The sequence below is a fragment of the Citrobacter freundii complex sp. CFNIH2 genome, from assembly GCF_002880615.1.
Classification (GTDB): Bacteria; Pseudomonadota; Gammaproteobacteria; order Enterobacterales; family Enterobacteriaceae; genus Citrobacter_A; species Citrobacter_A amalonaticus_F.
Genome location: NZ_CP025757.1, coordinates 229,038 through 241,852 on the forward strand (window position 1 = coordinate 229,038; position 12,815 = coordinate 241,852).

The 12,815-nt window shown below is 53.1% G+C and carries 13 protein-coding genes; 10 read left to right on the top strand and 3 right to left on the bottom strand.

Annotation, left to right across the window (positions count from 1 at the left end):
• Nucleotides 1-182 precede the first annotated feature (182 nt).
• From WM46_RS01045 to cysA, 9 genes are all read left to right on the top strand, one after another.
• Nucleotides 183-608 (top strand): GNAT family acetyltransferase, encoded by a 426-nt coding sequence (locus tag WM46_RS01045; RefSeq protein WP_042317665.1) that lies wholly within the window; start codon nt 183-185, stop codon nt 606-608.
• A complete protein-coding gene (locus WM46_RS01050) occupies nt 595-1,044 on the top strand; it encodes a DUF2919 domain-containing protein (RefSeq protein ID WP_102601198.1) in 450 nt (149 codons plus the stop codon). The genes WM46_RS01045 and WM46_RS01050 overlap by 14 nt, the downstream gene beginning before the upstream one ends.
• Nucleotides 1,045-1,104: 60 nt before the next feature.
• Nucleotides 1,105-1,680 carry an RpoE-regulated lipoprotein gene (locus tag WM46_RS01055; protein WP_102601199.1) on the top strand — a complete coding sequence of 192 codons (576 nt, stop codon included), beginning with the start codon at nt 1,105-1,107 and terminating at the stop codon, nt 1,678-1,680.
• Nucleotides 1,681-1,775: 95 nt separating this feature from the next.
• A complete protein-coding gene (gene yfeX, locus WM46_RS01060) occupies nt 1,776-2,675 on the top strand; it encodes a porphyrinogen peroxidase (RefSeq protein ID WP_061074913.1) in 900 nt (299 codons plus the stop codon).
• A 179-nt stretch (nt 2,676-2,854) separates the two neighbouring features.
• Nucleotides 2,855-3,646 (top strand): SDR family oxidoreductase UcpA, encoded by a 792-nt coding sequence (ucpA, locus tag WM46_RS01065; RefSeq protein ID WP_061074912.1) that lies wholly within the window; start codon nt 2,855-2,857, stop codon nt 3,644-3,646.
• A 154-nt stretch (nt 3,647-3,800) separates the two neighbouring features.
• Nucleotides 3,801-4,817, top strand: coding sequence for a thiosulfate/sulfate ABC transporter substrate-binding protein CysP (gene cysP, locus WM46_RS01070; RefSeq protein ID WP_061074911.1), 1,017 nt, complete (start codon nt 3,801-3,803; stop codon nt 4,815-4,817).
• On the top strand, nt 4,817-5,650 hold the full coding sequence (gene cysT / locus WM46_RS01075) for a sulfate/thiosulfate ABC transporter permease CysT (protein WP_061074910.1): 834 nt from the start codon (nt 4,817-4,819) through the stop codon (nt 5,648-5,650). The genes cysP and cysT overlap by 1 nt, the downstream gene beginning before the upstream one ends.
• Nucleotides 5,650-6,525 (top strand): sulfate/thiosulfate ABC transporter permease CysW, encoded by an 876-nt coding sequence (cysW, locus tag WM46_RS01080; RefSeq protein WP_061074909.1) that lies wholly within the window; start codon nt 5,650-5,652, stop codon nt 6,523-6,525. Before cysT ends, cysW begins: the two co-directional genes overlap by 1 nt.
• Entirely contained in the window at nt 6,515-7,618 is a 1,104-nt protein-coding gene (cysA, locus tag WM46_RS01085; RefSeq protein WP_102601200.1) for a sulfate/thiosulfate ABC transporter ATP-binding protein CysA, read from the top strand. Before cysW ends, cysA begins: the two co-directional genes overlap by 11 nt.
• Nucleotides 7,619-7,756: 138 nt before the next feature.
• On the opposite strand, the gene WM46_RS01090 is transcribed toward cysA, so the two are convergent.
• The gene (locus tag WM46_RS01090; protein ID WP_262360436.1) at nt 7,757-9,319 is read right to left on the bottom strand and encodes a bifunctional metallophosphatase/5'-nucleotidase; all 1,563 of its coding nucleotides are present in this window, start codon (nt 9,317-9,319) and stop codon (nt 7,757-7,759) included.
• A 482-nt stretch (nt 9,320-9,801) separates the two neighbouring features.
• Between WM46_RS01090 and cysM the strand changes: the two genes are divergently transcribed.
• The gene (cysM, locus tag WM46_RS01095) at nt 9,802-10,713 is read left to right on the top strand and encodes a cysteine synthase CysM (RefSeq protein WP_061074907.1); all 912 of its coding nucleotides are present in this window, start codon (nt 9,802-9,804) and stop codon (nt 10,711-10,713) included.
• 32 nt (nt 10,714-10,745) lie between these two features.
• Here cysM and WM46_RS01100 read toward each other — a convergent pair whose 3' ends face one another.
• On the bottom strand, nt 10,746-11,462 hold the full coding sequence (locus WM46_RS01100; protein WP_102601201.1) for a type 1 glutamine amidotransferase: 717 nt from the start codon (nt 11,460-11,462) through the stop codon (nt 10,746-10,748).
• A 13-nt stretch (nt 11,463-11,475) separates the two neighbouring features.
• A complete protein-coding gene (gene ptsJ, locus WM46_RS01105; RefSeq protein WP_102601202.1) occupies nt 11,476-12,771 on the bottom strand; it encodes a transcriptional regulator PtsJ in 1,296 nt (431 codons plus the stop codon).
• Nucleotides 12,772-12,815 lie beyond the last annotated feature (44 nt).

A 12,815-nucleotide genomic window follows, 5' to 3' on the forward strand; every position in this document is an offset into this window, starting at 1 on the left:
GATGTTATATCGTATCGCGTAATCCGTTACGACGCTTGATGTTGAGAATTGTTTTACTTTTCATTTCAATACGTGACAATCCGCTATTATGCCATTTTTTCCGCCGTTTCGCGTCAGATATTGGCTAAATGGGGCGTTCGCGCCATAATCGGAGTTTTAACCTTGAAAAGGGCCTCAATACCATGGAGATACGCGTTTTTCGCCAGGAAGATTTCGAGGAGGTGATCACCCTCTGGGAGCGCTGCGATTTGTTGCGTCCGTGGAATGACCCGGAAATGGATATCGAGCGGAAGGTGAACCACGACGTCAGCCTGTTTCTCGTTGCGGAAGTGAACGGGGAAGTGGTGGGGACGGTGATGGGCGGCTACGACGGTCATCGCGGGTCGGCTTATTATCTTGGCGTGCACCCGGAATTTCGCGGTCGCGGCATCGCCAATGCGCTGCTTAACCGGCTTGAGAAGAAACTCATCGCGCGCGGTTGCCCGAAAATTCAGATCATGGTGCGTGAAGACAACGACGTGGTGCTGGGGATGTATGAGCGACTCGGCTATGAGCATTCCGACGTGCTGTGTCTGGGAAAACGCCTGATCGAAGATGAAGAATACTGAGTTTCATCCTGCAGATTACGACGGCCACGGCCATTTGCGTCTGCCCTTTTTGTTCTGGTTTGTGCTGCTGCTTCAGGCGCGGACCTGGGTGCTGTTTGTGATCGCCGGTTCCTCTCGCGAGCAGGGCACTGCGCTGCTGAATCTGTTTTATCCCGATCACGACACCTTTTGGCTGGGACTGCTGCCCGGCATTCCTGCCGTGATCGCGTTTTTGCTGAGCGGGCGACGTTACACTTTTCCGCGTTTATGGCAGGCATTGCGACTGCTGTTGATTGTTGCACAGGTGGCGCTGCTCTGCTGGCAGCCCGTTCTGTGGTTCAATGGTTCCCCTGTTAACGGCGTTGGCCTGTCGCTGGTGGTGGCCGATATCGTGGCACTTCTCTGGCTGCTGACAAATCGACGGATGCGCGCCTGTTTTACCCTGGAAAAAGAATAACGGAACTTTTTGGTGAAGCCGGACTCCAGGTAACGTTGATCATTAATGAAAGGAAGTGAGATGAAATCGCTGCGTGTATTGTTATGTGCCATGCCGCTGGTGCTGACCGGCTGTTCGACGCTGTCGTCGGTAAACTGGTCTGCCGCCAATCCGTGGAACTGGTTTGGTTCATCGACAGAGGTGACTGAGCAGGGCGTTGGCGCACTCACGGCATCGACGCCGCTAAATGAGCAGGCCATTGCTGATGCGCTGGACGGCGACTATCGCCTGCGTAGCGGCATGAAGACTGAGAATGGCAATGTGGTGCGCTTTTTCGAAGCCATGAACGGCGACAAGGTGGCGATGGTCATTCACGGCGAGCAGGGTAACATCAGCCGCATTGATGTCCTGGATAGCGAGATTCCTTCCGACGCAGGCGTTGAAATTGGCACACCGTTCAGCGACCTCTACAGCAAAGCGTTCGGTCATTGTCAGCCTGCCAGCCACGATGAGCAAAGCGCAGTAGAATGTAAAGCCGAAGGCAGTCAACATATCAGCTATCTCTTTACCGGCGAATGGAAGGGACCGGAAGGGTTAATGCCGCCGGACGATACGCTGAAAACGTGGAAAGTGAGCAAAATAATCTGGCGTCGTTAATTTGCGTCTGGACAAACCCTCGAACGTAAAAACAGGGTAAAATAACGCCCATCAATGCCACGATTGCGTGGCATTCTCATTTTTCAGGAGGAATGATGTCTCAGGTTCAGAGTGGCATTTTGCCAGAGCATTGCCGTGCGGCGATTTGGATTGAAGCGAATGTGAAAGGCGACGTTGATGCCCTGCGTGGCGCCAGCAAAGCGTTCGCCGATAAACTGGCGACCTTCGAAGCGAAATTCCCGGACGCCCATCTGGGAGCGGTTGTGGCCTTCGGCAACAACACCTGGCGCGCCCTGAGCGGCGGAGTGGGGGCTGAAGAGCTGAAAGACTTTATCCCTTACGGTAAAGGTCTGGCTCCGGCGACCCAGTACGATGTGCTGATCCACATTCTTTCTCTGCGTCACGATGTGAACTTCTCTGTCGCTCAGGCGGCGATGGAAGCCTTCGGCGATTGCATTGAGGTCCAGGAAGAGATCCACGGTTTCCGTTGGGTGGAAGAGCGTGATCTCAGCGGCTTTGTCGACGGTACGGAAAACCCGGCAGGGGAAGAGACGCGCCGCGAAGTGGCGGTCATCAAAGACGGCGTGGATGCGGGTGGCAGCTACGTCTTTGTTCAGCGCTGGGAACACAATCTGAAACAGCTCAACCGCATGAGTATTCACGATCAGGAGATGATGATCGGGCGTACCAAAGAAGCCAACGAAGAGATCGATGGCGACGATCGCCCGGTAACGTCGCACCTGAGCCGTGTGGATCTGAAAGAAGACGGCAAAGGGCTGAAAATTGTTCGCCAGAGCCTGCCATACGGCACCGCCAGCGGCACCCATGGTCTCTATTTCTGCGCCTACTGTGCGCGTCTGCACAACATTGAACAGCAACTGCTGAGCATGTTTGGCGACACCGACGGAAAACGCGACGCCATGCTGCGCTTCACCAAACCGGTAACCGGCGGCTATTACTTTGCGCCGTCACTGGACCGTTTGCTGGCACTGTAACTTTCTGCCTGCGCACGTCGATACGACCAGCATAAAAATAGCGTCCCCGCCCCGGCGGGGATTATTTTTATCTAAGATTTACCTTAATTAGTGAGCTGTTCCTCAGCACGTATCCTTTTTTGCTGTATTTTCAATGTTAATGGAGTGTGAGACTTCATATTCACAAGGAGAGCATTGAAATGGGTAAACTCACGGGCAAAACAGCATTGATTACGGGCGCATCACAGGGCATTGGCGAAGGCATCGCTAAAGTGTTTGCCCGACATGGGGCGAACTTAATCTTGCTGGATATCTCCGATGAGATTGAAAAGCTGGCGGACGAACTGGGTGGCCGCGGGCATCGCTGTACGGCTGTGATTGCGGATGTGACCGATCCCGCGTCTGTGGCGGCGGCGTTGAAGAAAGCGAAAGAGGTGGAAGGCCGCATCGACATTCTGGTCAACAATGCGGGCGTCTGCCGTCTGGGAAGCTTCCTCGACATGAGCGACGAAGACCGCGACTTCCACATTGATGTGAACATCAAAGGCGTCTGGAACGTGACCAAAGCCGTTCTGCCGGAGATGATTAAACGTAAAGACGGACGCATCGTGATGATGTCCTCGGTCACTGGCGATATGGTCGCCGATCCGGGTGAAACCGCCTATGCGTTGTCGAAGGCAGCGATTGTCGGGCTGACCAAATCACTGGCGGTGGAGTATGCCCAGTCGGGGATCCGCGTGAATGCGATTTGCCCGGGCTACGTGCGTACCCCGATGGCGGAAAGCATCGCGCAGCAGTCCAATCCGACCGATCCGGAATCGGTGCTGACGGAGATGGCGAAAGCGATCCCGCTGCGTCGACTGGCCTGCCCGCTGGAAGTGGGTGAACTGGCCGCCTTCCTCGCTTCTGATGAATCCAGCTATCTCACGGGGACGCAGAACGTGATTGACGGCGGCAGCACGTTGCCGGAGACCGTCAGCGTCGGAATCTGACGACCGCACAACCCCTCCTGACCATCAGGAGGGGTTTCTCTTATTCCCTTTTCAACTTTCAAATCAGTAAACGGTATATAAAACCGTTACTCCTTTCACACTCGTTATAAATATTATGGCTATTAGAAAGTCATCAAATTTATAAGGGTGCGCAATGGCCGTTAACTTACTGAAAAAAAGATATCTGACGCTGATGGCGTCGCTGTTACTGGTCGGTCAGGCGCAGGCGACGGAGCTGTTGAACAGCTCGTACGACGTCTCCCGCGAACTGTTTGCCGCCCTCAACCCGCCGTTTGAACAGCAATGGGCGAAAGATAACGGCGGCGATAAGCTGACGATCAAGCAGTCGCACGCGGGCTCCTCAAAGCAGGCGCTGGCAATTTTACAGGGACTGAAAGCCGACGTCGTGACCTACAACCAGGTGACTGACGTGCAGATCCTGCATGACAAAGGCAAGCTGATCCCGGCCGACTGGCAAAGCCGTCTGCCGAACAACAGCTCACCGTTTTACTCCACGATGGGGTTCCTGGTACGTAAAGGCAACCCGAAGAACATTCGCGACTGGAACGACCTTGTCCGTTCTGATGTGAAGCTGATCTTCCCGAACCCGAAAACCTCCGGTAACGCCCGTTACACGTATCTGGCCGCCTGGGGCGCCGCCGATAACGCGGACGGCGGCGATAAAGCCAAAACTGAACAGTTCATGACCCAGTTCCTGAAAAACGTCGAAGTGTTTGATACCGGCGGTCGCGGTGCGACTACGACGTTTGCTGAGCGTGGACTGGGCGATGTGCTGATTAGCTTTGAGTCCGAAGTGAACAACATTCGCAAACAGTATGAAGCACAGGGTTTTGAAGTCGTTATCCCGAAAACCAATATTCTGGCTGAGTTCCCGGTTGCCTGGGTGGATAAAAATGTGCAGGCCAACGGCACCGAGAAAGCGGCGAAAGCCTATCTGAACTGGCTGTACAGCCCGCAGGCGCAAACCATCATCACAGACTACTACTACCGTGTGAACAACCCGGAGGTGATGGACAAGCTGAAAGACAAATTCCCGCAGACCGAACTGTTCCGCGTGGAAGAGAAATTTGGCTCCTGGCCTGAGGTGATGAAAACCCATTTCGCCAGCGGTGGTGAACTGGACAAACTGTTGGCGGCGGGGCGTAAGTAATGTTTGCAGTCTCCTCCCGACGCGTACTGCCCGGCTTTACCTTAAGTCTGGGCACCAGCCTGCTGTTCGTTTGCCTGATTTTGCTGCTGCCGCTCAGTGCGTTAGTGATGCAACTGGCACAGATGAGCTGGGCGCAATACTGGGATGTGATTACCAATCCGCAGGTGGTTGCTGCCTATAAGGTGACGCTGTTGTCGGCGTTTGTGGCGTCGATATTTAACGGTGTGTTTGGCCTGCTGATGGCGTGGATTTTAACCCGCTATCGTTTCCCGGGGCGCACGCTGCTGGATGCGCTGATGGACCTGCCGTTTGCGCTGCCGACGGCAGTTGCCGGTCTGACGCTGGCTTCACTGTTTTCGGTTAACGGTTTCTACGGCGAATGGCTGGCAAAGTTTGATATCAAGGTGACGTACACCTGGCTTGGCATTGCGGTGGCGATGGCGTTCACCAGCATTCCGTTTGTGGTGCGTACCGTGCAACCGGTGCTGGAGGAGTTAGGCCCGGAATATGAAGAAGCGGCGGAAACCCTGGGCGCCACGCGGCTGCAAAGCTTTCGCAAGGTGGTGTTACCCGAGCTGTCACCAGCGCTGGTTGCCGGCGTGGCGCTGTCGTTTACCCGTAGCCTCGGCGAGTTCGGCGCAGTGATATTCATCGCTGGCAATATCGCCTGGAAAACGGAAGTCACCTCGCTGATGATTTTTGTTCGCTTGCAGGAATTTGATTACCCTGCCGCCAGCGCAATTGCCTCGGTGATCCTCGCGGCATCGTTGTTGCTGCTGTTTTCAATTAACACCCTGCAAAGTCGCTTTGGCCGACGTGTGGTAGGTCACTAATGGCGGAAGTTACTCAATTGAAGCGTTATGACGCCCCCCGTATCAACTGGGGAAAATGGTTTCTGATTGGCACCGGCATGCTGGTGTCGGCGTTCATCCTGCTGGTGCCGATGATCTACATCTTCGTCCAGGCGTTCAGTAAAGGGCTGATGCCCGTACTACAGAATCTGGCCGATCCGGATATGCTGCATGCCATCTGGCTGACGGTGTTGATCGCCCTGATTGCGGTGCCGGTGAATCTGGTGTTTGGCATTCTGCTGGCCTGGCTGGTCACCCGTTTTAACTTTCCGGGCCGCCAGTTGCTGCTGACGCTGCTGGATATTCCCTTTGCCGTCTCGCCGGTGGTGGCGGGGCTGGTGTATCTGTTGTTTTACGGCTCCAACGGTCCGTTGGGCGGCTGGCTGGACGAACATAACCTGCAAATTATGTTCTCCTGGCCGGGGATGGTGCTGGTCACCATCTTTGTAACCTGTCCGTTTGTGGTACGTGAACTGGTGCCGGTGATGCTCAGTCAGGGCAGCCAGGAGGATGAGGCGGCGATTTTGCTGGGCGCATCCGGCTGGCAGATGTTCCGACGCGTGACGCTGCCGAACATTCGCTGGGCGCTGTTGTATGGCGTGGTGCTGACTAACGCCCGTGCGATTGGCGAGTTTGGCGCGGTGTCTGTGGTTTCCGGCTCAATTCGCGGCGAAACCCTGTCGCTGCCGTTACAGATTGAATTACTGGAGCAGGACTACAACACCGTTGGCTCCTTTACCGCTGCGGCGCTATTGACGCTGATGGCGATTATTACCCTGTTTTTGAAGAGCATGTTGCAATGGCGCCTGGAGAATCAGGAAAAACGCGCGCAACAGGAGGAAAATCATGAGCATTGAGATTGCCAATATTAAGAAGTCTTTTGGTCGCACCCAGGTGCTGAACGATATCTCACTGGATATTCCTTCAGGTCAGATGGTTGCCTTGCTGGGGCCGTCGGGTTCCGGTAAAACCACGCTGCTGCGCATTATTGCCGGGCTGGAGCATCAGTCCAGCGGGCATATTCGCTTCCACGGTACCGACGTCAGCCGCCTGCATGCGCGCGATCGTAAGGTGGGATTTGTCTTTCAGCATTACGCGCTGTTTCGCCATATGACGGTGTTCGACAATATCGCCTTTGGCCTGAGCGTCCTGCCGCGCCGTGAGCGTCCCAATGCGGCGGCGATTAAAGCCAAAGTGACGACACTGCTGGAGATGGTGCAACTGGCACACCTGGCAGATCGCTTCCCGGCACAGCTTTCCGGTGGACAAAAACAGCGTGTCGCGCTGGCCCGCGCCTTAGCCGTTGAACCGCAAATTCTGCTGCTGGATGAGCCGTTCGGCGCCCTCGATGCGCAGGTGCGTAAAGAGCTGCGCCGTTGGCTGCGTCAACTGCATGAAGAGCTGAAATTCACCAGCGTCTTTGTCACACACGATCAGGAAGAGGCCACCGAAGTGGCGGACCGCGTGGTGGTGATGAGCCAGGGCAATATTGAACAGGCCGATGCGCCGGATCAAGTCTGGCGTGAACCGGCGACCCGCTTTGTACTGGAATTTATGGGTGAAGTTAACCGCCTGCAAGGCACCATTCGCGGTGGGCAGTTCCACGTTGGCGCACACCGCTGGCCGCTCGGCTATACGCCCGCGTATCAGGGGCCGGTCGACCTGTTCCTGCGTCCGTGGGAAGTCGATATCAGCCGCCGTACCAGCCTGGATTCACCGTTGCCGGTACAGGTCATTGAAGCCAGCCCGAAAGGCCACTACACCCAATTAGTTGTGCAGCCGCTCGGGTGGTATCACGACCCGCTGACCGTGGTCATGCAGGGGGACGATGCTCCAGTACGCGGCGAGCGCCTGTTTGTGGGGCTGCAAAATGCACGCTTGTATAACGGTAATCAGCGTATTGAAGGTGTTGATCAACTCAACGACATCGTGTTGCAGCAAACGGCCTGATTGCGGGTGTTATGGCGATAAAACAGACAGGGGATGTTTTTTATTTAGTACCAGATTAATGCTAAGTGCTACTCATCCGGCAATACAGTGTAAGCGGTACGCAGAAAACCCCTCATAGATACAGAGGGTGGTTCGCGATTAATTAACTGCGGCAACATCTTGTACACGTTTAGTGTAATCAGGGCTGATTATTTTTTGTGCTTTAATATAACTAACAAGCAGATCCATTTCCTGAACACCTGGTAGCGTTTTACGATTTTTACCATTCTTCAGTGAAAGGTACCCATCGCCTCCAGCAGCCATGAAAGAATCTACTGCAATATTATAATATTTATCATCTTGTACCGGTTTTCCATCAATTGTGAATGAAATGATTCGGTGATCAACGGGGTTTGTACTGTTATATTTTATGGATACATTTTTTGAAACTTGAATAATACCATTTGTTAGGTTGGCGCCATGGTTAGCCATGGCTTTAAGATCTTTTCCTGCAACATCCATTGTGATTATTTCATTGACAAAGGGAAATGTCCCTATTAAATCGGCAAGTGATAAGTTTCCCTTCGGAAAATCGGCACGAAATCCGCCACTATTAGAAAATGAGGCAATACTTCCCGGGGAACCTGATTTAACAGCATCATTTACTAAGTTCCCAACCGGCGATGATTCTCCATAGGAGCGAGAAAAAATATCGGTGGTTTGTCCGACCACTTTTTGAGTGATTTTATCTAATTTTTTGGTCCATTCATCAATTTTAGCTTGTACAGTAGGATCCGGTTTGTATGTGTCCGCATACATTGTTATTAAGTTAAACTTATATCCTTCAATTTTTTTCTCTTTTTTATTGTAATCCAATACTAATTTCCCCATGTCTATACCGTAGGCATCGGTAGAGACAATGAGTGTATTGTTTACTTTTATCGGTTCAGGTGTACCAACATGAGCATGACCTGTAATGAGGACGTCGATGCCATCAACTTTTTGAGCGGTATCAATATCGGCTTGTAATAAACGTTGAACATCTTTTGCACCATAACTGGACTGGCGACCAGGGACACCTTCGTGGATTAAAAGCACGATAAGGTCAACTTTGCCCTTAAGCGCCTTTACTCCCTCACGTATAAATGGGAGTTCATCTTTTGCTTCTATTCCCTGGCGCATTGCGGCTGCGACCGTATCATAGAATGCAAATTTCCCATGTACACCAATAACTCCGATCTTAACCCCATTCTTTTCCACTATCATGTAGGGTTTGTTCCAGACAGACTTCCCTGTCTGGGTATAAAAAATGTTGCCTAATAAAATCGGAAAGTTAGCTTTGGACAGTTGAGCCTTAAAATTATCAACACCATGATCAAACTCATGATTTCCTACAGAGACGGCATCATAAGGCATTGTATTCATGATATCGATTATGGCTTCTCCTTTTGTCATTGTACTGATGTAAGGACCCGTGAAGTAATCTCCTGCATCAAAGAAGAAAACATCCTTATTGGTTTTCTCCTCTTGTTTTACGACGCCTGCTATATTTGCAAATCCACCCACGGCACGTTCTTTACTCACGGCAGGATCTTTATAAGGGTTGACATGCGCGTGTAAGTCATTGGTATAAAAGATAGTGATATCTTTAGCGATTACCTGGGCTGATGATGATATCATTATAAAAAACAATAGATTTGACTGTATTTTGCTTAATTTCATTTTGCTTCCCTTTTCAATATCAAATATTCACTTGATGGATAGATACAGATCAGATGCCAAAATCACTTCTGGGTTTAATTGACAACTTATAGGTCTGCTTGCACCGATAGCACTGTGGTGCTATGTGAAAAATATATCATTCACAGTAAGCTATTGGTGTGCTAAAACATTATGGAACTGTATGATTTAATGAAGATTACCTTATTGCGCAGAAACCATAATCGTTTTTATTTGAATGGAATGTGAAAATAATCACAAACTGAAGACGTGATTATCTGTAGAGAATTCAATTTATCAATAAAAATAGGCGTCAGGATAGTTTACTTTTATCATCGTGTTACGCGCCTGGTGTATGAAGTGGGATGCCCATCGGCCCCGGTGGTACCGTGTTGAATAATCGTCCGATGGAATAAGTAGACCTGAGTTACACAGGCTGATAGGTTAACGATCGTGTACCGCTGGCTTTTTATTGAGTAAACATTGTGAATACATTAGAACAAACAATAGGCAATACGCCGCTGGTGAAACTGCAACGGCTGACGCCGGATAATGGCAGTGAAATTTGGGTCAAACTGGAAGGTAACAATCCAGCAGGATCGGTAAAAGATCGTGCCGCGTTATCGATGATTGTTGAAGCGGAAAAGCGCGGTGAGATTAAACCTGGTGATGTATTAATTGAGGCCACCAGCGGGAACACTGGCATTGCGCTGGCGATGATTGCGGCACTGAAAGGTTATCGCATGAAGCTGCTGATGCCGGACAACATGAGCCAGGAGCGTCGTGCGGCGATGCGCGCCTACGGTGCCGAGCTGATTCTGGTGACCAAAGAGCAGGGAATGGAAGGGGCGCGAGATTTAGCGCTGGAGATGGCTCAGCGCGGCGAAGGCACGCTGCTGGACCAGTTCAACAACCCTGATAACCCGTACGCGCATTACACCACCACGGGGCCGGAAATCTGGCGGCAAACGTCCGGACGTCTCACCCATTTTGTTTCCAGCATGGGCACCACCGGCACTATCACCGGGGTGTCTCGCTTTCTGCGTGAGCAGGCCAGCGCGGTTGCTATTGTGGGCTTGCAACCGGAAGAGGGCAGCAGTATTCCGGGAATTCGCCGTTGGCCAGCGGAATACATGCCGGGCATTTTTAACGCTCAGCTTGTCGATCAGGTCGTGGATATTCACCAGCGAGACGCGGAGAACACCATGCGTGAACTGGCGGTACGTGAAGGGATCTTCTGTGGCGTCAGCTCAGGCGGCGCGGTCGCTGGTGCGATAAGGATTGCGAAAGCAAATCCGGGCGCGGTGGTAGTGGCGATAATTTGCGATCGCGGCGATCGCTATCTCTCTACCGGCGTGTTTGGCGAAGAGCACTTCAGTCAGGGCGCGGGGATTTAATCACATTGCCCGGCGATGACCGGGCATGCGGATTAACCCTGACGTTTTTTCACCAGCAGATCGAGGAACTGCCAGAGTTTTTCATTCATCTCCCGGTAATCCCATTCGCGCATTTCCGCATTAGAGCGAATAAAGCGCTTCCCTTTGGCTTCCGCCAGCTCTTGCTCAGAATGTTGAATCAGCCCCTCCACCGCCTCGGCGGTAAATTCCATGTGGCACTGGAAGCCGTAGACAAAATTGCCATATTGCACGATCTGCCGTGGGCAGCCGACGCTGGCGGCAAGCACCGTGGCCTGATCGGTAAGCCCTGGCATGTCGTTATGCCAGTGACCAACCGTCAGCGGAGAGCCGAAATGAGCAAGCAACGGATGCTGTTTTCCTGCTTCGGTCAGCGTAATGGGATAGTGACCAATCTCTTTTTCCGGGCTCTGGCAGACCCTTGCTCCCAGCGCTTCGCCAATCAACTGCGAACCCAGACAGATCCCGACCACAATCCGACCCGCCGAGATGGCCTGGTTGATCAGGTGTTGTTCAGCCTTTGAGTCAAAATAAGGGCACTCCGCAAGCGTGGTGCGCGGTGACTGCGGGCCGCCAAACACGACCAGCATATCAAAGCCATCGGCGTTAGCCGGAACCGGTTCGTTGTCGTAGACGCGGGTCCAGGTGATGTGGTGACCGCGCGTTTCAGCCCATGGCAAATAAGCGCCTGCTGATTCAAATGATTCGTGAATAATAAAATGGACGTGCACGGATGATCTCCTGTTATTGGCTCAGAGCCTGATGAAGATGGGCGGCCAGGCGGTTAATGTCGTTGTCATTGAGTGTGGAAAGGGTGATACGCAGACCCTGCGCGGGCGTGTTAACGCCGAAAGCGTCGCCTTCACGCACCAGCCAACCGGATTTCGCCAGTGCGAATGCAACGTTCTGGCGGGTTTCGGCAAGCGGTAGCCACAGGTTCAGGCCATCGCCGGGGAAAACACGGTTGATGCCTTGTGCGTGCAGTGCCTTCGCCAGTTTACGCTGTTGATCGGCGTAAAACCGGCGGGATTCGGCGAGCGTATGCTGCCAGACGGGGTCTGCCAGACAGGTGTAAACCAGATCCTGCAAAATGTGGCTAACCCACTGGCTGCCGGCGTTAAGACGCAGGCGTAATTTTGCCGACGTCGCGGGATCGCTGGCGACAATGGCAAGACGCAGGTCTGGCCCCAGCGTTTTCGACATTGAGCGAACGATCGACCAGTGGAGCGTTTCCGCCGCAATCACCGGATGCCACGCGGAGGCAGAAAGCAGGGCAAAGTGGTCGTCAACAATCACCAGCACCTGTGGGTATCGCGCCAGGATTGCCTGTAATGCGCCCGCGCGTGCGGCGCTTAAACTGCATCCCGTCGGGTTGTGCGCCCGAGGTGTTACGATCACTGCCCGGGCGCCTTTACTCAGCGCCTGTTCGAGCCCCTCCGGTTGCATTCCTTCGCTATCGACGCTCACCGGGCTGGCGCTGAATCCGGCGTATCGCAGCATATTGATACTGCTTAAAAAGCACGGGTCCTCAACCACCACGCTGTCACCGGGCAGCAGATGGGCGCTCAGCAGGCGTTCAATGGCGTCAATTGCGCCGCTGGTGATATCAATTTCACCCGCAGCGGGAACGGCATCCTGCATCCATTGCGTGGCCCAGCGCCTTAGCTCCGGGGAAACTGGCGCGTCACCGTACAGGCGGTGGCCGTGATGACATTTTGCAAAGTAACGGCTCAGGTCCGGCAGGCGAGCCGGGTCAGGATTTCCGCTGGAGAGATCGTGAAGCGGCGTGTGCGGGTCGCCGCCTTCGCGCGCGATGGGCGTCGAGGCGCTTTTAATAACGGTGCCATTGCGGCCACGACTTTGCGCCAGTCCGGATGTCACCAGGCGTTTGTAGGCCGCTGCAACAGTATTGCGATTCACATTGAGTTGCACAGCCAGTTCCCGCACCGGCGGCAGGGTTTCACCCGCAGGCAACACGCCGCTGGTCACGTGCTGACGTATACTGTCAAAGATTTCGCTGGCGGTTTTTCCGTCGATCATTATTGACCTATGACAAAATGAATTTTAGCATATGACGATAATAG